Origin of the sequence: Variovorax sp. AB1(2024) (genome assembly GCF_037482385.2) — a bacterium.
In the GTDB taxonomy this organism is placed as follows: domain Bacteria; phylum Pseudomonadota; class Gammaproteobacteria; order Burkholderiales; family Burkholderiaceae_C; genus Variovorax.
This window is the reverse complement of the sequence record NZ_JBBHKP020000002.1, coordinates 130769-150879: the sequence shown is the minus strand read 5'-3', so window position 1 is coordinate 150879 and position 20111 is coordinate 130769. Positions and strand designations below refer to the sequence as shown.

17 protein-coding genes are annotated in these 20111 nt (G+C 69.1%); 9 read left to right on the top strand and 8 right to left on the bottom strand.

Going from position 1 to position 20111, the window contains the following annotated elements; genetic code table 11:
- Positions 1-27: 27 nt before the first annotated feature.
- From WIX39_RS27795 to WIX39_RS27785, 3 genes are read right to left on the bottom strand one after another with little or no spacing between them, the layout of a single operon-like run.
- Positions 28-1005 carry a Bug family tripartite tricarboxylate transporter substrate binding protein gene (locus WIX39_RS27795; protein WP_285414764.1) on the bottom strand — a complete coding sequence of 326 codons (978 nt, stop codon included), beginning with the start codon at positions 1003-1005 and terminating at the stop codon, positions 28-30.
- Positions 1006-1037: 32 nt separating this feature from the next.
- The gene (locus WIX39_RS27790) at positions 1038-2297 is read right to left on the bottom strand and encodes a DUF1254 domain-containing protein (protein ID WP_409196459.1); all 1260 of its coding nucleotides are present in this window, start codon (positions 2295-2297) and stop codon (positions 1038-1040) included.
- The gene (locus tag WIX39_RS27785) at positions 2294-3502 is read right to left on the bottom strand and encodes a CaiB/BaiF CoA transferase family protein (RefSeq protein ID WP_409196458.1); all 1209 of its coding nucleotides are present in this window, start codon (positions 3500-3502) and stop codon (positions 2294-2296) included. Before WIX39_RS27785 ends, WIX39_RS27790 begins: the two co-directional genes overlap by 4 nt.
- 88 nt (positions 3503-3590) lie before the next feature.
- Between WIX39_RS27785 and WIX39_RS27780 the strand changes: the two genes are divergently transcribed.
- A complete protein-coding gene (locus tag WIX39_RS27780; RefSeq protein ID WP_409196457.1) occupies positions 3591-4556 on the top strand; it encodes a LysR family transcriptional regulator in 966 nt (321 codons plus the stop codon).
- 104 nt (positions 4557-4660) lie between these two features.
- On the opposite strand, the gene WIX39_RS27775 is transcribed toward WIX39_RS27780, so the two are convergent.
- Positions 4661-6907 carry a DUF6351 family protein gene (locus tag WIX39_RS27775; protein WP_409196456.1) on the bottom strand — a complete coding sequence of 749 codons (2247 nt, stop codon included), beginning with the start codon at positions 6905-6907 and terminating at the stop codon, positions 4661-4663.
- On the opposite strand from WIX39_RS27775, the gene WIX39_RS27770 reads away from it, so the two are divergent.
- Positions 6906-7733 (top strand): Crp/Fnr family transcriptional regulator, encoded by an 828-nt coding sequence (locus tag WIX39_RS27770; RefSeq protein WP_409196455.1) that lies wholly within the window; start codon positions 6906-6908, stop codon positions 7731-7733. The two genes, WIX39_RS27775 and WIX39_RS27770, sit on opposite strands and share 2 nt — an antisense overlap.
- A 94-nt stretch (positions 7734-7827) precedes the next feature.
- Positions 7828-8241, top strand: coding sequence for a BLUF domain-containing protein (locus WIX39_RS27765; RefSeq protein ID WP_409196454.1), 414 nt, complete (start codon positions 7828-7830; stop codon positions 8239-8241).
- Between the two features lie 9 nt (positions 8242-8250).
- Here the strand turns inward: WIX39_RS27765 and WIX39_RS27760 are convergent, their stop codons facing one another.
- A complete protein-coding gene (locus tag WIX39_RS27760; RefSeq protein WP_409196453.1) occupies positions 8251-9327 on the bottom strand; it encodes a LacI family DNA-binding transcriptional regulator in 1077 nt (358 codons plus the stop codon).
- A 134-nt stretch (positions 9328-9461) separates the two neighbouring features.
- Between WIX39_RS27760 and WIX39_RS27755 the strand changes: the two genes are divergently transcribed.
- From WIX39_RS27755 to WIX39_RS27735, 5 genes are read left to right on the top strand one after another with little or no spacing between them, the layout of a single operon-like run.
- Entirely contained in the window at positions 9462-10481 is a 1020-nt protein-coding gene (locus WIX39_RS27755) for a TRAP transporter substrate-binding protein (protein ID WP_285414750.1), read from the top strand.
- Between the two features lie 6 nt (positions 10482-10487).
- Positions 10488-12377 (top strand): TRAP transporter large permease subunit, encoded by a 1890-nt coding sequence (locus WIX39_RS27750; protein WP_409196452.1) that lies wholly within the window; start codon positions 10488-10490, stop codon positions 12375-12377.
- 43 nt (positions 12378-12420) lie between these two features.
- Complete coding sequence (locus WIX39_RS27745; RefSeq protein WP_285414748.1) at positions 12421-12960, top strand: VOC family protein; 540 nt, start codon at positions 12421-12423, stop codon at positions 12958-12960.
- 5 nt (positions 12961-12965) lie between these two features.
- Complete coding sequence (locus WIX39_RS27740; protein WP_409196872.1) at positions 12966-14234, top strand: ribulose-bisphosphate carboxylase large subunit family protein; 1269 nt, start codon at positions 12966-12968, stop codon at positions 14232-14234.
- A complete protein-coding gene (locus WIX39_RS27735) occupies positions 14231-15559 on the top strand; it encodes a four-carbon acid sugar kinase family protein (protein WP_409196451.1) in 1329 nt (442 codons plus the stop codon). Before WIX39_RS27740 ends, WIX39_RS27735 begins: the two co-directional genes overlap by 4 nt.
- Positions 15560-15619: 60 nt before the next feature.
- Here the strand turns inward: WIX39_RS27735 and WIX39_RS27730 are convergent, their stop codons facing one another.
- Positions 15620-15988, bottom strand: coding sequence for a VOC family protein (locus WIX39_RS27730; protein ID WP_409196450.1), 369 nt, complete (start codon positions 15986-15988; stop codon positions 15620-15622).
- 118 nt (positions 15989-16106) lie between these two features.
- Entirely contained in the window at positions 16107-18407 is a 2301-nt protein-coding gene (locus WIX39_RS27725; RefSeq protein ID WP_409196449.1) for an FdhF/YdeP family oxidoreductase, read from the bottom strand.
- A gap of 328 nt (positions 18408-18735) precedes the next feature.
- Here WIX39_RS27725 and WIX39_RS27720 point away from each other — a divergent pair, with 328 nt between their 5' ends.
- Positions 18736-19257: a Dps family protein gene (locus WIX39_RS27720; RefSeq protein ID WP_081270340.1), complete on the top strand. Its 522-nt coding sequence runs from the start codon at positions 18736-18738 to the stop codon at positions 19255-19257.
- A gap of 43 nt (positions 19258-19300) precedes the next feature.
- Here WIX39_RS27720 and WIX39_RS27715 read toward each other — a convergent pair whose 3' ends face one another.
- Positions 19301-20035 carry a response regulator gene (locus WIX39_RS27715; RefSeq protein WP_081270341.1) on the bottom strand — a complete coding sequence of 245 codons (735 nt, stop codon included), beginning with the start codon at positions 20033-20035 and terminating at the stop codon, positions 19301-19303.
- Positions 20036-20111 lie beyond the last annotated feature (76 nt).

The window sequence follows — 20111 nt, the reverse complement described above, 5'->3', positions numbered from 1 at the left end:
GCAGCGCGCCACCTCCAACGGTGTCGATCACTCCGCCGTGATGTTCGCCGACTTGATGATCTGCGCCCACTTGCGCGTCTCGCTGGCGATGAACGCGCTGAACTCGGCGCTGGTGCTGCCGCGCAATTGCAGTCCCGCTGCCTCGGCCTTGCGGCGGACCTCCGGGTCGGCCACCGCGGCGTTGATCTCGGCATTGAGCCGCGCCACGATGGCAGCCGGCGTTCCGGCCGGCGCGAGCATGCCGTACCAGCCGTAGCCCACGACGGACGGCAGCCCCTGCTCGCGCAAGGTCGGCGCATCCGGGTAGAGCGGCGTGCGCTCTTCGTTGGCGACGCCCAGGACCCGCAGCTTCCCGGCCTGGATATGCGGCACGGCGGTCGAGATGGCTGTCAGCGTCGCGTCGAGCCGCCCGGCGAGCAGATCGGTGTAGGCGGGCGCATCGCCGCGGTACTGCACGACGACGCCTTTCGCCTCAGCGGCGCGCAGCAGCAGCTCGGCCGTCAGGTGCGGCGCCGAGCCGGCGCCGGGCGAGCCGAAGCTCACGCCCTTGGCATGCGCCTTCGCATACTTGATGAATTCCGCAAGCGTCTTGTAAGGCGCATCGGCATTGACCACCAGGAACAGGGGTGCGATCGCCGTGCTGGCGATCGAAGCGAAGCTCTTGTGCACGTCGTACGGCAGGTCCTTGTAGAGCGCCTCGCCGATGGCGATCGGGGCGGCCGCATGCAGCAGCGTGTAGCCGTCGGCCGGTGCCTTGGCCACGAAGTCGTTCGCGATGCGCGTGCCTGCGCCGGCCTTGTTGTCCACCACGATGGCCTGCCCCAGCCTGCGCCCGAGGAAGTCGCCGAGCACGCGCGTGAGGATGTCGTTCGAGCCGCCCGCGCCGTAGGGCGAGACCATGCGGATCGGCCTTGCCGGCCAGGCCTGCGCCTGGCTCGGCAGACACCAGGGCATCGCCAGGCCCGCCGCGGCTGCGGTGAGAAGTTGTCTGCGGGTCGTTGTCATGTGTTCTTGTCTCCGTGGGTTTTCTTGGGATGTCAGACCGGCTCGATGGGCGGATAGTCGAACCGCAATTCCAGGTGATCGGCATGCGGCTGGTAGAGGCGCAGCACGACGTAGAACGGCTCGCCCGCGGGTGCCGGAAGCCAGTTGGCGCCGGGTCCCGGGTCGTCGGCCTGCAGCCGGATGACCAGGCCGCCGTCGGGATCGTGCCTCAGGCCCGGGGTGCGGTCGCCGATCGAATACCGATCGATCGGATTCGCCACGAACAGGCAGTCGCTGCGACGGTACATCGTGAGCGACCAGAAGGCCCCCACCTTGAGCCCCTTGCCCGGTGCGAAGCGCAGCGCGTAGCGCCGCGATCCGTCCAGCGGCGCGCCGCGCGCGTCCACCTCGGCGGTGGGATACATCGCCTCCTCCACGCCCAGCGCGCCGATGAAGTTGCGGGCGATGCGCGCGCGCGTGAGGTGGTCGTCGCCCCAGTGCGTCTTCACCATGACCGGGATCGCCCAGCCGCCGCCCAGGTCGTGGGGCTGGTTGCCGGTGCGCAGCCGCTCGTACACGGCGGGCAGCGCGGTCGCGAGCTCGGCCTCCATGGGCGGCCATGCCAGGGTTTCTCCGGCCGGCACCGGATTGCGCCGCAGCGCGGCGCTCACGATGGCCAGGTACGGCGCTGACGCTGGCGCACCGGTGTCGCGTGCGTCGAGCCATGTGTCCACGCGCATGGCGGCATCGCTGCCGTCCGGTCGCACGAGTCTCATCGCGCGTTGCGCGTCGCGCACGCGGGCGGCGTCCTCGCCGTCGTCCTCCACGAGGTGGCGCCCGATCAGCCACACGTCGTCGCCGGGGGCGGCCACGGTCTGCGTGATGCCGGACGGCACCGCGCCGCGCCAGCCGGGGCCATGCACCAGCGTGCGCTGGGGCCGGTTGCCGGTCGTGCGCCGCCCGACGTAGGCGAACGGGTTGGTCCACGCATCCAGCAGCCCCAGCGTCCAGTAGCGCTCGCCCATGTCCGGCGTCTCGATGACGACGGGTCCTTCACAGAGGTCCAGCCAGGCGTTGCTGTAGACCGTGTCGTTGTTCGGGCTGACGACCTCCCTGTCCTGCGGGCCGAGCCGGCGATGGGTGTGCGTGAACTGGTTGACCCAGCGCATGGCCGATGCGGGATCCGGCGCCGCGAAACCGAGGACCGGATGGCGGCGCGCGGTGGTCGCGGCGCGCATGCGCATCATCTCGAACAGCGGCAGCGTCTGGATCACCACGTCTTCGCAGCCGCGGGGGATGGCGGCGTTCGTCATGCGACAGCTCCGGCGCGGCGAAGGCCTGCGATCTCGTCCGCCGAGAGGCCGAGCTCGGCCAGCAGCCGGTCGGTGTCGGCTCCGCACGCAGGCGCGGCCGGCGGATTGGCGCGCGGCGCATCGCCCAGCCGGTAGGGCAGCGCCAGCGAGGGATAGCGCCGGCCGTCGGCGCCAGGCGCATCGACCAGCAGCCCGCTCGCCTGCACGTCCGCGCTCTGCAGCACCTGCGCGTAGCTGCGAACGAAGCCGACGACGATCTGGTTGCGGCTCAGCAGCGCCACGCATTCCTCGCTGGTGTACGAAGACAGGCATTCGCGCAGCACCACGCGAAGCTCGCCGCGGTGCTGCACGCGCAGGGCGTTGGTGCAAAACCGCGGATCGCTCGCGAGCGACGCGCGCCCCACCACGCGGCAAAAGCGCGCCCAATGCTCGTCCGCGTAGGCCGACAGCACGATGTGCCCGTCGCGCGTGGCCACGACCTCCGCCGCCGGCGCATTGTTGGGCTGGCCGTCGCCGATGCGCGTCGGCTCCGGGGCGCCGCCCAGGTAGTCGCACCAGGTGGTGGCCTGCAGATGCAGTGCCACCTCCAGCAGCGAGGTGCGCAGCGTCTCACCCACGCCGGTCTGCGCGCGGCCATAGAGCGCGGCCAGCACCGCCTGCGCGCCCAGGTGCGCGGCGGCCGCGTCGATGATAGGCACGCCCACCTTCTGCGGCAGGCGGTCGGGTTCGCCCGTGACCGACATCAGCCCGCTCTCGGCCTGCGCCGCGATGTCGTAGCCGGGGCGCGCGCTCGACGGGCCCTGGTCGCCGAAGCCGGAGATCGACAGGTAGATGACCTTCGGAAACCGCGCGCGCACCTCGGCCGGGCCGAGGCCCAGGGCCTCCACGGCCCCGGGGCGCAGGTTCTGGATCACGACGTCGCAGCCGCCGATCAGGCGCCACGCGATGTCGCGCCCGGCCTCGCTCTTGAGGTCCAGCGCGATCGACTGCTTGCCGCGGCTGTATGCGCGGATCATCGACTCGCCGTAGCGGCCGATGTGCCGGGCCTGGTCGCCCGCCAGCGGTTCGATCTTGATCACCTGCGCGCCCAGCTCGGCCAGCACCATGGCCGCGCCGGGCCCGGCGATGTACTGCCCCATGTCGATCACGCGCACGTTCTTCAGGGGCACGGCGGGCCCGGATGTCTCTTGGGTCGTTGCATTCATCGGAGGCAACGTTATCGCCTTCCCCGATTCTTGAAAATTCGATAATCGTGAGGGAGTGATCACGAACAGCTATGCCACCGGATGCGACATGCACACCAAGACTGACCGCCTGATCCGCACATTGCGCCTGCGCCACCTAGAGCTTCTCGCCGTGCTTTCCGAAGCCCGCACCATGCGCGGCGCGGCCACGCGGCTGCACCTGAGCCAGCCCGCGATCAGCAAGATGCTCGGCGAGATCGAGGGCTGCTTCGGCGCGCGGCTGTTCGAGCGCAGCCACCAGGGCATCCATGCGAATGCGCTGGGCGCCAGCGCGGCCTTCAGGGCGCGCGCGGTGCTCAACGAGCTGGCCCGCGCGACCGAGGACGTCGACGCGATGCAAAGCGGGATCACCGCGGTGCTGCGCGTGGGCGCACCCTCGGTGACCGCGGCCGTTCCGGCGGCCATCGTCGAGCTGCGCCGGCGCATGCCCGGCGCCGCCGTGCAGCTGCGCGAGGGCCGCGTGCATGAGCTCATCCACCGCCTGCTCGACGGCGAGCTCGACTGCGTCTTCGGCGCCATCACGCCCGAGCTCGTCGCCAGCGACCTGATTCCCATGCTCGAGCCCGTGGTGCTGCTGGAAGACGAACTCTGCGTTCTGGCCTCCTGCGCGAACGAGGGCGTGGCCGGCCGCCGGCTGCGCTGGACCGATCTGCAGGCCGGCCCCTGGGTGCTGCCGCCGAAGGAAACCCTCGTGCGGCAGGCCTTCATGACCGCCTTTCTCAACAGCGGCGCGACGCCGCCCGTGCCCGTCATCGAGGCGCTCTCGTCGGTGACGATCGGCACCGTGCTTCGCAAGGACCCTTCGCTGCTGTGCGCGGTGCGCCTGGAGCACGCCGCGGACGAGGTCGCCCGCGGCGGCGTTCAACGGCTGAAGGTCCTGCCGAAGATGGTCCTGCCGTCATTCGGCCTGTTCTTCCGGCGCGACGGGATGGAGAGGCCGCCGGTCCTGGGTGCGTTCGCCGAGGCCATCCGGCGTGTCAGCGGTTCCCTGAAGAAAACGGGCGCGAGGCCGTAGCCCGCCACCGCGCTTGCGGCCTCAAGGATCTCCAGCTGGCATCGAGCGGACAAGCGATGCCTCGACCTGAAAGCCGAGGCATCCTCATGCCCCGGTGCAGGCCGTCAGTTCAGCGGCAACCGCAGGTAGGTGCCGCGCAGCGCCTCCTGGCTCACGCCAGGCTTGCTCCAGTCGCACACGCCGCTCGGGAAGATTGTCTGCAGCCGCGCGAGATCGGCCCCGGCAATCGTCACTGAGTAGTCGGCGGGGTTGACCGGCTTGAGCTGGCACTTGAGCACGTCGTTCACCAGCGGCGAGCCGGCCTGGATGCGCGGCGTGGTGAAGCGCGGGTACACGACGTTGCAACTGGCCGCCGCATCGAGCGACGCGGGCTCGTCGATGCGCTTGCCGGTCTTGTCCCAGCAGGCATCGTTGGCGCCGGCGGGCTTGTTGCGCACCACCTTGTCGATCGAAGCGGGCGACGGGTCGGCCGCCATGTTGTCCAGCCATTTGTTCAGGAGATCGATCGAGCCGCTCATGTAGTCGTAGCCTGAGGTGGAGCCGAGCGTCCAGATGATCTGGTTGTCGCTGCGGCCGTTGGCGCGTTGCAGCCGGGCTCTGATGATCAGGTCCTGCGTCGTGTCGTGGATGTCGCCCACGGCATCGGCGTTGCCGCGCTGCGTGATGATCGGGATGTTCGCAAGGCCCGCGCCCCTGAAGCCGTTCTTGAAGCCGCCGGCGTAGCTGAGCCTGAGCGCATCCGGATCGGCTTCGGAGCGCGCGGGCTGCGGGTTGCCGTCGCCGTCGTAGCCGCCCACCTTCTCGTTCAGGTCGAGGAACTCCTTCACCGAGATCGTGCCGGCATTGAGCGCCCCCAGGCCGTACTGCACGCCGATGTTGTCCAGCGGCCGGCGCGCCTCCTGCGTGCCGGGCCGCTTGCCCAGCAGATTCACGTTGGTCTGGAACAGGTCGCAGCGGATGCCGCCCGGGTTGGTCGCGCGGTTGAAGACGTTCGCCACGTTGGCCGGCTCGATGAGCCCGCAGCCCGCCGCGTTGTCCGACTTGATGATGCTCGCGAACGACAGGTCCCACGCGGTGCAGGTGTTGGTGTTGAAGCCGTTCACCGCATTCTGCTTGGCCGTCGTCCAGGTGGCGGTGTCGAGCTTGTAGACGTTGTTCAGCAGGCGGCACTCCATCACCTCGGGCATCAGCGTCTCGGGGAAGGAGACGATCGGTTGGATGCCGTCCAGGAGCCCCGGATAGAGCTGCGCGATCAGGTACTGCTGGATCGCACCGCCCGAGCCGCCGAAGCCGGCCGTCCACTTCGGCACTTCGCCGAATTCCTCGATCACGTGCTCCTTCAGCATCATCAGCGTCTCGCCCTGCAGGTGCGGATTGGCGTGCTGGTTGTTCCAGAGTTCGGTCGAGTTCATGAAGGCGAAGCCGCGCGAGAGCTGGATGTGGCCCACGTCGCCGAGGATCGACTCGATCGGGTGCACGCCCTGGTTGTACTGCGCCGAACCGCAGCAGTCGAAGTAGGCCACGAGCTTCCTGTTCCAGCCCGGGCCGGGCTTCCATGCGGCGGGCGAATCCTTGGTCGGGTTGTCGAGCACCGCGAGCCGGTACACGCCGCGGTTGATGGTGCCCGACTCCACGCGCACGATGTAGGGCACCGTGGTGCCGTCGTTCGTGGTGGTCGTAGCAAGATCGGCCGGGCGCGTTCCCTTGGGGTCTGCGAGCGGCTTGAAGACGTTGGTGTTGGTGCGGTAGTACCAGACCACCTGCGTCGCGGCCGAGCAGTCGGCATCGAGCGCGGCACCCAGGCCGTTTTGCACCGTGCGGCATTCGTAGGGCGAAATGTGCGGGCCCGACAGGATCGGGCCGGTGATCGGATAGTTGACCAGCCGGGTCTCGGTGCGCTGCGCCGCAACATCGGCATTGCTCACCACCAGCGTGTTGACGCTGCCGGTGGTGCTGGCCTTGTCGGTGGTGAGGCCGGTGACAAGTCCGCGCAGCACGCGGGCGGTGCTGTTGACGACGGGCACCTGGGCGGTCACGTCCTTGCCGTTGAGGCTCACGCGCACCTTGTCGAGTGCAACGCCCACGGGCGCGGTGATTTCGATCAGCGTGTCGCCTCCGCTGATCATGTCGGGCGCGGAAGAGAGCGTCCTGATCTGGAACGCGGCCGGCGTCTGCACGACGGGCGGGGGACTGGCGCCCGGAATGAACGAGAACCCCGAACCGTCCGACCCTCCGCCGCAACCCGCGGCGAGCAGTGCGCCGGCCATCGCGAGCCCGGCTGCGGCGGCCTGCGGCCGGATCCGGAGCCACGGAAAAACCCGCTTGCGCGGACGGCGAGGTGTAGCGAGCATGGAAGTCTCCTTCTGTTGTGTGTTCTGGAAGATTAAGGATGGACGTTCCACGCTGCGGTCGTCGCGACGACACATGAGGCGCCAATCGCTAGAGGTAATCCCTGATTCCGTCCGGGCCCCGGCCGCGCCTCAGCTGGAAGACATGGTGCGGCGCTCGCGGTGGGCGGCAGGTCTCGCGCCCGCGGATGTGGAGCACGTGCTGGGCAGCATGCAGGAGAGGCAGTTCGCGCGCGGCGCCTGCATTGCGCGGGCGGGGCAACAGGTCGAGCACTGGATGGGGCTCGTCGATGGTTTCGCCAAGATGTCGGTGGCCTCGCAGGAGGGGCGGATATCGACGCTCACCGGCGTCTCGGCCGGTGTGTGGTTCGGCGAGGGATCGCTCTTCAAGCACGAGGCGCGCCGCTACGACGTGTTCGCGCTGCGGCCGACGCGGATCGCGCTGATGCCGCGCCGCACCTTCGAATGGCTGCGCGGCACCAGCGTGCCGTTCAACCATTACCTGCAGGAGCTGTTGAACGCGCGGCTGAGCCTGTTCATCGGCGCGCTCGCGCACGAGCGGCTGCTCGACACCGACGCGCGCGTCGCGAACTGCCTGGCGAGCCTGTTCAACCCTGATCTGTATCCGGACGCGCCGCGCTTCCTGGAAGTCGGGCAGGTCGAGATCGGGCTGCTGGCAAACGTATCAAGGCAGCGCGTGAACGTGGCACTGCGGCGCTTTCAGGCGCTTGGACTCATCCGCCTCGAAAAGCGCGGACTGACCGTGCTCGACCTGGGCGGGTTGCGTGGTTACCAGCAAGGCGCCGTGCCGCTGAGCCTGGGTGGGTGAAGGCGGCGATCGCCATTGGGTGGAATTTCCGTGCTGTTCCAAATGAAAGGGGAATGTCCTACCATGCGCCTTTGGACGCCAAGGAGACATCGTCTTGCTGGCCCGACTGATCTATCGCAGCATGTCCAGGGGACCATCGGCGGGCGACGTCGAAAGCATCCTGCGCGCCTCGCGCCGCAACAACCGGGAAGTAGGCGTCACCGGCGCACTGTGCCACTTCCAGTGCAACTACATGCAATACCTCGAAGGCGACGAGGCCGCCATCGAATGCGTGATGGCCAACATCGCAGAGGACCCGCGGCATGCGAACCTGACCGTGCTGGAGTACCGGTTCATCGCGGCGCGCGCGTTCCCGCGGTGGTCGATGGCGCTGCTGGTGTGGGACGAGCAGGTTCGAGAAGTCCTCGGCCCTCTGGCGGACATGGGCCTGAACGGTATCCAACCCTCGGAAGCGGCGCCAGTCTTTCGTGCGCTCACGAGAACGCCGCAATGGGTGAGCCTGCACTAGGTGCACCGGCTAAGGAAGGTTCTCCCGAAAAATCACCTGGCTGCGCGTCGTTTCCACGCCGCTGAGCGCCTCGCGCTTGTCGCGCAGGTTGGTGAAGATGCGCACGCAGCTCATCAGCGTGGTGTGCGGGCTCTGCGTGATCACCGCATCCATGCTGCCGTCGATCAGCAAGGCGCGCGTGTCGGGCGTCAGGCCGTGGCCGATGAAGACCACCTTCTGCTCGCGCCCCGCTTCCTTCAGGGCGCGCGCCACACCGTCGGACGCTCCGCCGATGTTGTAGATGCCGCCCATGTCCGGGTGCTGCTCCAGCAGCGCGCGCGTCTGGCGGTAGTTCTTGTCCGCGTCGTCCTGCCCTTCGCGCAGGCCCACCACTTCGAGCCGCGGAAACATCTCTTCGATGACATGCAGGAAGCCCGCCTCGCGTTCCTCGTGCGCCTTGTAGCTCAGGCTGCCTGCGATGAGCGCGACCTGGGCCGCGCGCGTGCCGATGAACCGGCCGATGAGGTAGCCCGCCGTGCGCCCCGCGGCCCGGTTGTCGAGCCCCACGAACGCGGCGCGCTCCGAGTTCGACAGGTCCGAGATCAGCGTCACCACCGGCAGCCCGCGTGCGGCGAGCGCAGCCACCGCCTCGCGCACCGCCGGATGCTCGAGCGCCATCATCGCGATGCCGTCGCAGCGCTGGCCGTGCCGGTGCAGCGCGTTCGCCAGCTCATGCGGATTGAAGCTCTCGATGAACACCGTGCGGCACTGCACGTTGAACGGCGCCCAGTGCTCCTGCGCGTAGCCCACCATGTCGCCCAGCATGCGGATGAACCGGTTGGTGCCCGCCGGCAGCAGGAACACCAGCCGCAGCGGCGGCGGCGTCAGCGCCGCATACAGCGCCGGCCCGGGCAGGTAGTCGAGCTCGCCCGCAGCCTTGAGCACGCGCTGCACCGTCGCATCGCGCACGCCCGGGCGCCGGTTGAGCACGCGGTCGACGGTGGCGGTCGACACCTGCGCCGCGCGAGCGATGTCCACCACGCGGGCGCGGCGCGCTTCCAGAGGTGAAGCAGACGAGTCGGGAAGCGTTGAAGGGTTATCCCTCATACATCAAAAACCATCAGAGCCAAGTTTGACCGGGATCATGCATCCTTTTATCTTCCCTCTGGCCTGAATTCAATGATGCATCAGATTGCATCAACCGCAGTCCGCAAGAACTGGACGATCACGGAGACAAAATCATGACCTCGCTGACCCGCAGGCGCGCCCTGCGCACCCTTTCCGCCCTCCCCGCTGCTGGCATCGTCACGGCGCTGCCGCGCATCGCACGCGCCGCCGAGTTCTCGTACAAGTACGGCAACAACCTGCCGCTGACGCACCCGCTGAACATCCGCGCGCAGGAGGCGGCCGAGCGCATCGCCAAGGAGACCAAGGGCCGCGTCGAGATCAAGATCTTCCCCAACAACCAGCTCGGCGGCGACACCGACATGCTGGCGCAGGTGCGCTCGGGCGGCATCGAGTTCTTCACGCCCTCGGCGCTGGTCATCGCCACGCTGGTGCCGGTGGCGGCCATCAATGCCGTGGGCTTTGCCTTCAACGATTACGCCCAGGTGTGGGCCGCGATGGACGGCAAGCTCGGCGCACATGTGCGCGGCGCCATCGCCAAGTCGCGCCTCTATGCTTTCGAGAAAATGTGGGACAACGGCTTTCGCCAGACCACCAGCAGCAAGGCCGCGGTAGCCACCGCCAAGGACATGGACGGCCTGAAGATCCGCGTGCCAGTGAGCCCGCTGTCGATCTCGATGTTCAAGGGCCTGGGCGCCGCGCCGGCCAGCCTGCAGTTCAGCGAGGTCTACTCGGCGCTGCAGACGAAGATCGTCGATGCGCAGGAGAACCCGCTGCCCATCATCCAGGTCGCCAAGCTGTTCGAGGTACAGAAGTTCTGCTCCCTCACCAACCACATCTGGGACGGCTACTGGTTCATCGCCAACGGCCGCGCCTGGGAAGCACTGCCCGACGACCTGAAGACCATCGTCGCCCGCGCCATCAACGATGCCGGCATGCAGCAGCGCGACGACATCCGCAAGCTCAACGAATCGGTGGTCGGCGACCTGCAGGCCAAGGGCCTGAGCATCAACCGTCCCGCCGCCGAGAGCTTTCGCGCGAAGCTGCGCGAGTCGGGCTTCTACGGCGAATGGAAAGGCCGCTTCGGCCCCGAGGCCTGGGCGCTGCTCGAGGGCGCGGTCGGCAAGCTGGCCTGACCACCCATGGCGCATGAATCGACCTTCGAGGCGGCCGCCTTTGCCGGCGCCTCGGCCAACCCGCTGAGCGGCATGGCGTCGCGCATCGACCGCGTGTTCGGCGCGGCGGTCGAGGCCGTGGCCGCGCTGCTGGTGCTCGCCGAGATCTGCGTGCTGTTCGCCGGCGTGGTGTCGCGCTACCTGTTCCACGCGCCGCTGGTGTGGTCCGACGAGCTCGCGTCCATCCTCTTCCTGTGGCTGTCCATGCTCGGCGCCGTGGTGGCGCTGCGCCGCGGCGAGCACATGCGCATGACCGCGCTGGTGCAGAAGGTGCGCCCGCAGACGCGCGCCATCCTTGATGCCTTCGCGATCGCCGCCTCGGTCGCGTTCCTCGTCCTGATCATCTGGCCGTCGATCGACTACGCCCACGAAGAGTCGTTCATCGTCACGCCGGCGCTGGAGGTCAGCAACGCGTGGCGCGCCGCGGCCATTCCGGCGGGCATCGGCATCATGCTGGTGATGGCACTGCTGCGCCTGCTGCGCGTGTGCACCGGCCGGCAGATCGCGCTCGCGCTCGTCGGCACGGCCGCGCTGGTGGGCGCCTTCTGGCTTGCCGCACCGGTGTTCGCCGGCCTCGGCAAGTTCAACCTGGTGATCTTCTTCGTGGTCATCGTGGCGGCCACGGTGCTCTCCGGCGTGCCCATCGCGTTCTCGTTCGCGCTGGCGACCTTCGGCTACCTGGCGCTCACCACGCGCACGCCGCTGCTGGTGATGGTGGGCCGCCTCGACGAGGGCATGTCGCACCTGATCCTGCTGGCGGTGCCGCTGTTCATCTTCCTGGGCGCGCTCATCGAGATGACCGGCATGGCGCGCGCCATGATCCAGTTCCTCGCCAGCCTGCTGGGCCATGTGCGCGGCGGCCTCTCGTACGTGCTGATCGGCGCGATGTACCTGGTGTCGGGCATCTCGGGCTCCAAGATCGCCGACATGGCGGCCATCGCGCCCGTGCTCTTCCCCGAGATGACCAAGCGCGGCGCCAAGCCCGGCGACCTGGTGGCGCTGCTGTCGGCCACCGGCGCGCAGACCGAGACCATTCCGCCGTCGATCGTGCTGATCACCATCGGCTCGGTCACCGGCATCTCGATCGCGGCGCTGTTCACGGGCGGCCTGCTGCCGGCCGTGGTGCTGGGCGCCGCGCTGTGCGCGGTGGTGTGGTGGCGCTACCGCCGCGAAGACCTCAGCGGCGTGCAGCGCTACAGCAAGCGCGAGATCGGCAAGCTGCTGCTGGTGGCGCTGCCGGCCGTGCTGCTGCCCTTCGTGATCCGCGCCGCCGTGGTCGAGGGCGTGGCCACGGCCACCGAAGTGTCGACCATCGGCATCGTCTACGCGGCCATCGTGGGCCTGGTGGTGTACCGCCAGTTCGACTGGAAGCGGCTCAAGCCGATGCTCGTCGACACGGCCTCGCTCTCGGGCGCGATCATCTTCATCGTCGGCTGCGCCACGGCCATGGCCTGGGGCCTCACGCAGTCGGGTTTCTCGCAAGACCTGGCGCGGGTCATGGGCACGCTGCCCGGCGGGGCCTACGGCTTTCTGGCCGTGTCGATCGTCGCCTTCATCGTGCTGGGCAGCGTGCTCGAGGGCATTCCGGCCATCGTGCTGTTCGGGCCGCTGCTGTTTCCCATCGCCAAGGCGGCTGGCGTGCACGAGGTGCACTACGCCATGGTCGTCATCTTCTCCATGGGCATCGGCCTGTTCGCGCCGCCCTTCGGCGTGGGCTACTACGGCGCGTGCGCTGTGAGCAAGGTCAACCCCGACGAAGGCATACGCTACATCTGGGGCTACATCGGCGCGATGCTGGTCGGCCTGGCGATCGTGGCCGTGGTCCCGTGGTTTTCGACCGGCTTCCTGAAATTCTGATGCACACCACAACAACACACTCACATCCACGGAGCCAAACGCAATGAGTCGATTCCTCGGCGAGATCCGCCAACTGGGCTATGTCGTGCACGACATCGAAGCCGCCATGGACTACTGGAGCACGAAGCTGGGCGTGGGCCCCTGGTTCTACAACCCCCGCGTGCCCATCAGGAACTACCGCTACAACGGCGAGGCGCACGAGCCGCACAACTCGGTGGCGCTCGCCAACTCGGGCTACGTGCAGGTGGAGCTCATCCAGACGCGCAACGACGTGCCATCGATGTACCGCGACTTCCTGCGGGCCGGCCGCACGGGACTGCAGCACGTGGCCTACTGGACCGCCGACTACGACGCCGACCTCGCGCGCCTCACGGCGCAGGGTTTCAAGCCAGTGATGAGCGGGGAAGTGGGCGAGCGCGGACGCTTCATCTACTTCGACACCGAATACCACCCGGGCACCGTCATCGAGCTGTCGGAAGTCGCGGGCCCCAAGGGCAAGATGTTCGAGCTGATCCGCAACGCGTCGCAGGGCTGGGACGGCAGCGAGCCGGTGCGGCCCTTTCCCGACCTGAGCAAGCTGTGAGCGCGATGGCACCCGAGCGCGTTCGCGCGCGCTACCTGGTCGAGACGCCGCATGACGTGGCGGCCGTCGCGCAGGTGATGGCCGGCGAGCAATCGTGCGGCACCTTCACGCGCGTCGAAGGCGAGACCGACGCGCTGCGCGAGCGCGCGCGCGCCACGGTGGAGGCGATCACCGAGCTGGCGCCGGCCGGGGCGCCGAGCCTGCCGAACGCCCTGCTCGAGCGCCAAGGCGCGCGGGGCCCGTGGCGGCGCGCGCACGTCGACATTTCGTTTCCGGTGGCCAACATCGGCGCCAACCTGCCGACCCTGGCCGCGACGGTGTCAGGCAACCTGTATGACCTGGGCGAGGTGACGGGGCTGCGGCTCGAATCGCTGCAGGTGCCCGCGGCCTACCGCGCGCGCTTCGAGATGCCGCGCGCCGGCATCGCCGGCACGCGGCGCGCGACCGGCGTGGCCAGCGGCGCGCTGGTCGGCACCATCATCAAGCCGAACGTCGGCCTGTCCGCGGCGCAGACGGCCGAGCTCGTCGGCCGTCTGTGCGCCGCGGGCGTCGACTTCATCAAGGACGACGAGGTGTGCGCCGATCCCGCGCATGCGCCGCTGGCCGAGCGCGTGCCGGCCGTGATGGCCGTCGTGCGCGCGCATCAGGCGCGCACCGGCAAGCATGTGATGGTGGCGTTCAACATCACCGACGAGACCGACGCGATGAAGCGGCATGCCGACCTCGTCGAACGCGAAGGCGGCTCGTGCGTGATGGCCAGCCTGAACTGGTGCGGGCACTCGGGCATCCAGACGCTGCGGCGGCACACGGGGCTCGCGCTGCATGGGCATCGCAACGGCTACGGCGCACTGTCGCGGCATCCGCTGCTGGGCATCTCTTTCCAGGCATACCAGACGCTGTGGCGCCTGGCGGGGGTGGACCACATGCACGTGCACGGGCTGCAGGGCAAGTTCTCGCAGCCGGACGGCGAAGTCATCGCGTCGGCGCAGGACTGCTTCACCCCCCTGACCGATGCGGCGGACGATCGCGTGATGCCGGCCTTTTCCTCTGGCCAATGGGCCGGCACCGTGCCGGCGACGTGGAAGGCCATCGGCAGCGACGACCTTCTGTTCATGGCCGGCGGCGGCATCCTCGCGCACCCCGACGGCGCGGCGGCCGGCGTGACGAGCATCCGCCAGGCATGGTCGGCCGCGCGCGCGGGCGTGCCGCTGGCGGACGCCGCCAAGGACCAGCCCGAGCTCGCCCGCGCCCTCGCCTTCTTCGGCAAGCCATGAGGCCGCGTCCGTCGATCGTCTACTACGGCGACGATTTCACCGGCGCGACTGACACGCTCGGCACCGCGGCGCGCGCGGGGCTGCGCGCGCTGCTGTTCCTCCAAGTGCCCGACGCCGCGCGCCTCGATCGCGCGGGGCCGCTCGACGTGCTGGGCATCGCGGGCGCGGCGCGCGCCATGACGCCCGAGGAAATGCGCACCGAGCTTCGCCCGGTGGCCGCCCTGTTCCGCTCACTGGACGCGCGCGTGCTGCACTACAAGACCTGCTCCACCTTCGACAGCGCGCCGCACATCGGCTCGATCGGCGCAGCCGTGCGCGCGTTGCGCGCGGCGGTGGAGCAGCCATGGACCGCCATCATCGGCGGGCAGCCGAACCTGGGGCGCTACTGCCTGTTCGCCAACCTGTTCGCAGCCGCGGGAAGCGGCGCGCAGGTGCACCGCATCGACCGGCATCCGACGATGAGCTGCCATCCGGTGACGCCGATGGACGAGCCGGATCTGCGGCTGCATCTGGCGAAGCAGGGGCTCGCGGATGTGCGTTCCATGCCGTTCACCGCGGCGTCGCGCGGCAGCGATGCGCTGGATGCCGCCTTGCGCCAGGCACTGCACTCGCCGCCAGCGGACGCGGTGCTCTTCGACGTGGCCGATGCGATGCAGTTGCGCGCCATCGGCCAGGTGCTGTGGACCAGGGCGCAAGCCGCCACGCTGCTGGCCGCGGGGCCGAGCAGCGTGGTGGATGCGCTGTCGATGGCGATGGGCGCGTCACACCGGGACGGCGGCAGTCCACCGATGGCGCGTGACGGCGTTCCACCCGCCCAGGGCCCGGTGCTGGTGCTCGCGGGCAGCCTCTCGCCCGTCACCGCGCGGCAGGTGGCGGCCGCGAAATCGTTCGACATCGTGTGGCTCGACGCACAGAAGCTGGCGCAACGCGGCGAAGCCGCCGTGGCCGAGCAGGCCGAACTGGTCATCGGCAGCCTCGCGCGCGGGCGCCACGTGCTGGCCTGCACGCGCGCGCCCGGCGCAAAGCCATCGGGCGGCGGCCTGGACGCCCAGGCGCTGGCACGCGCGGGCGGCGACATGTTGGCCAAGGTGCTGGCGAGCGTGCCGCTCAGACGCATCGGCGTGGCCGGCGGCGACACCTCCAGCCACGGCGTTCAGGCGCTCGACGCGTGGGGCCTGTCCTATGTCGCCGACATGGGCGCCGGCACCTCGCTGTGCCGCGTGCACAGCGACGACGCCGCGCTCGACGGGCTGGAGATCATGCTCAAGGGCGGCCAGATGGGCGCGGAGGACGTGTTCGAGCGACTGGTGCACGGCTTCGCCTAGAAGAGTGCGGCCTTCACGGGCGTCCGACGGACATCACGGTGCGTCAATGCCCTCGGGCGTTCAACCCCCGGGCAGATGGCACACCGCCTCCACGTTGTGGCCATCGGGCGCGACGACGAAGGCCGCGTAGTAGTGAGGGTGGTAGTGCGCGCGCAGCCCCGGCGGCCCGTTGTCCCTGCCGCCTGCCTCGATCGCCGCACGATGGAACGCATCGACCTGGCCGCGGTCCTGCGCCGTGAACGCAAGATGCAGCGCCACCGGGCGCTCGTCGCTCTCGTAGATCCAGAGCGAGGGCTTGCCGTTCTTTCCCAGGCCCACCCCGTGGGGCCCCTTCATCGCAACGCTCACGCCCAGCGGGGCCAGCGCGCGCAGGAAGAAGGCTTCGCTGGCCTCGCGGTCGCTCGCGCGGATACCGATGTGATCGAACATGAGAACGCCTTTGTCGAGGATATGAAGGTCTGCCTTGACGTTGTAGCCGCTGCCGTCCGGACCCGCTTTGCGATGGATCAAGCCGCACTGTGCGCCGTGCCGCCGACCGCCTGCGGCGTCAACGCGCGCGCCGCACACGAACCGGCACCGACTTGTACGACGGCGTGCCGCTGCGCGGATCACGGTGCGACAGCGCGATCAGCACGTTGGCCTCGGGGTAGTAGGCTCCGGCCGATCCCCTGGGAATGTCGTAGGCCACCGCGGTGAGGTTCCTGAGCACGGCGCCGGGCGAGGCCGCCTCGCCTTCGAAGGGCACGGCTTTCAGGTCCACGCGGTCGCCCGGCGCCAGGCCTTGCGCGGCCAGGTCGTCGGGGTTCAGGAACACCACGTCCCGGCGCCCGAAGATGCCGCGGTAGCGATCGTCGAAGCCGTAGATGGTGGTGTTGTACTGGTCATGGCTCCTGAGCGTGGCCAGGGTCAGCACCGCCGCGCCTGCCGCGCGCGGGTCCTCCTGGATGCCCGGCATGACCATGAACTGCGCCTTGCCCGAGGGGGTGTGCCAGATGCGCTGCGCAGGTCCGATCGGCAGCCGGAAGCCGCCCGGCTGCCGGATGCGCAGGTTGTAGTCGGCGAACCCAGCCAAGACACCCTCAATGCCGTCGCGGATGCGGCCGTAGTCGGCCACCAGGGCATCCCAGTCGATGCCGTGCCGGTCGCCCAGCACCGCCTTGGCGATGCCCGCGACGATGGCCGGCTCCGAACGCACCTGGTCCGACGGCGGCGGCAGGCGCCCGGTGGAGGCGTGCACCATCGACATGGAATCTTCCACGGTGATCGATTGCGCGCCGCCCGCCTGCAGGTCGAGTTCGGTGCGCCCGAGGCAGGGCAGCAGCAGGCTTTGCCTGGCGGTGAGCAGGTGCGATCGGTTGGGCTTGGTCGCGATGTGCACGACCATTTCCAGGCCGCGCATGGCCGCAAAGGTGCGCTGCGGGTCGGGCATGGCCACGGCCAGGTTGCCGCCCAGGCACATGAGGAATCTCGAGCGGCCCGCTTCGATGGCTTCGACGGCTTCGGCGGCGTCGTGCCCGGGCCGCGCGGGCGGCGTGAAGCCGTAGACCCGCTCGATGCCCTGGCGCAGCGCCAGCGGCGCCTTCTCGTCGATGCCCACCGTGCGGTTGCCCTGCACATTGGAGTGTCCGCGCACCGGGCAGATGCCCGCGCCGGGGCGCCCGTAGTTGCCGCGCAGCATCAGCAGGTTCGAGATCTGCTGCACGTTGTCGGTGCCCAGCCGATGCTGGGTGATGCCCATGCCGAAGGCGATGATGGTGGCCTTGGCTTTGCAGTAGAGCCTTGCCACATGCTCGAGCGACGCGCGGCTCAGGCCCGAGGCGCGCTCCACATCGGCCCATTCGGTGGCGCGCAGGTCATCGGCCAGCGCGTCGAAGCCCTGGGTGTGCGCGGCGATGAAATCGCGGTCGAGCAGGCCCGCGCCGCCGGCGGCCAGGTCGTCGTCATCGAGGGCCAGCACGGCCTTCATGACGCCCTTGAGCGCGGCGGCGTCCCCCCCGACCTTCACCTGCAGGTAGTCGCTGGCGATGTCGGTCGCGCTGAAGGTGGCCATCTCCAGCGGGTCCTGCGGCGCCGCGAAGCGTTCCAGCGCGCGCTCGCGCAGCGGGTTGAACACCACGATCGGTGCGCCGCGCCGTGCGGCCGCATGCAGCGTGGTCATCATGCGCGGATGGTTCGTGCCGGGGTTGTGCCCCATGGAGATGATCAGGTCGGCATGGTCGAAGTCTTCCAGCGACACCGTGCCCTTGCCGATGCCGATCGACTGCGGCAGGCCCACGCTGGTGGCTTCGTGGCACATGTTCGAGCAGTCGGGAAAATTGTTGGTGCCGTAGGCGCGCGCGAACAGCTGGTAGAGGAACGCCGCTTCATTCGACGCGCGGCCCGAGGTGTAGAACTCCGCCATGTCGGGCGAGGGAAGCGCGTTCAGCACCTTCGCGATGCGCGCGCAGGCCTCGTCCCATCCGATCTGCACGTAGCGGTCTGTGGCCGCGTCGTAGGCCATCGGGTGCGTGAGGCGGCCCAGGTCCTCGATGTCGTGGTCGCGCCAGCCCAGCAGCTCGCTCACGGTGTGGCGCTGGAACACCTCGGGCGTGGCGCGCTTGCGCGTGGCTTCCCAGGTCACGGCCTTGGCGCCGTTCTCGCAGAACTCGAAGGCCGAGGTGTGCTTCGGGTCGGGCCACGCGCAGCCGGGGCAGTCGAAGCCGTCGGGCTGGTTGTTGCGCAGCATGATGCGCGTGCCCGAGACGGCGCTCATCTGGCCGTGGATGGCCTTGGCAACCGCGCCCAGCGCGTCCCAGCCTCCGGCGGGGTGTTCGTACTGGCGGATGCCTGCGTCGGTGGAGCGGGTCATGACGTTGTCCTTGGGCGGATTGAAGTGTTCAGTTGCTGCACACGATGCGAAGCGTGCGCGCGGGAAGTCGGTGGAGACCATGTGCCATCGTGCGGGTTGCCGCTTGCAGCGCGGTTTCATGAAGGCGGCGACATGTTTCATCTGTAGCGCGGCGCGAGATTCGCCACGTGCACGGCAGGACGGAATTGCATCTGCAACATGGCCGCCTGAAATGAAATGACCCGGCAACCGGCCCGTCGCAAAGTGCATCCATGGGCCACCGGCCAAGCATCAGCCGGCGGTCCATCCACCCTCTCCGATGCGACCGATACAACCTGCAGGCACTTCCATGTCCATGACACCTGAATCCACCATCGCCCGCCGCCAGGCGCCCTTGCACACGCCGACCGCGCTTGGCGCCGAGGCCCGGCGCGACATCGGCGGCGGCCTTGCCGCCCTGCTGGCGGACAGCTTCGCGCTGTACCTGAAGACCAAGAACTTCCACTGGCACATGTCGGGCCCGCACTTTCGCGACTACCACCTGATGCTGGACGAGCAGTCGGACCAGATCTTCGCCATGACCGACCCCATCGCCGAGCGCGCCCGCAAGCTGGGAGGCACCACGCTGCGCTCGATCGGCGACATCACGCGCCACCAGCGCCTGTCGGACAACGATGCGCCGTTCGTCACCCCGGCCGACATGCTGGCCGAGCTGCGCGAGGACAACCTGCGCCTGGTCGACTTCATGCGCGCCACGCACGGCATGTGCGACGGTTACGGCGACGTGGCCACGGCCAGCCTGCTGGAGGTCTGGATCGACGAGACCGAGCGCCGTGCATGGTTCCTGTTCGAGAGCGGCCGCCAGGGCTGAACGGACGATGGCACCGGGACGCAAGGGCCCGGTGCGCGCCGCCTCAGTGCAGCACCTGCACCTGCGGCTCGAACACGTAGCCTGCCCCGCGCTCGGTGCGGATCATCTTCGGCGCCGAGGCATCGATCTCGATCTTGCGGCGCAGCCGCAGGATCTGCACGTCGATGGAGCGGTCGTACACCTCGGCGCCATGCAGGCGCGACAGCTCCAGCAGCTGGTCGCGCGAAAGCACGCGCTGGGGCTGCTCGCACAGCGCCAGCAGCAGGTTGAACTCGCCGTTGCTCAGTTCCACGCGCTGCCCCTCGGGCGAGGTCAGCCGGCGCGCCAGCAGGTTCAGCTCCCAGCCCGCGAAGCGGTAGGCCCGGCGCTTGGTGCTGCGCCCGGCCGGCGCCGCCTCGGTGCGCGCCTGATAGCGGCGCAGCACGGCGCGGATGCGCGCGAGCATTTCCCGGTTGCTGAAGGGCTTGGTGACGTAGTCGTCGGCGGCGATCTCCAGGCCCATGACACGGTCGGCCTCGTCCTGCTTGCCGGTGACGATGATCACCGGCAGCTCGCTGGTGTCGCGCAGGCCGCGCGCCAGCTGCATGCCATCCTCCCCGCCCAGGCGCAGGTCGAGCAGCACCAGGTCGATGACCGTCTCCTGCAGCACCGCGGTCATCTCGGCGCCGCTGGCCACGGCCGTCACCTGGAATTCGTTCTCCGTCAGGTACGCGGACATCAGCTCGCGCAGTGCCGGGTCGTCGTCGACCACGAGGATGTGGGGTGCAGCAGTGTTCATGGCGCCCGAAGCGTAATTCAATTGGTCCTACGGGCGCCTACCGGCACATTACAAATGAAATGAAGCGCCGCCGATC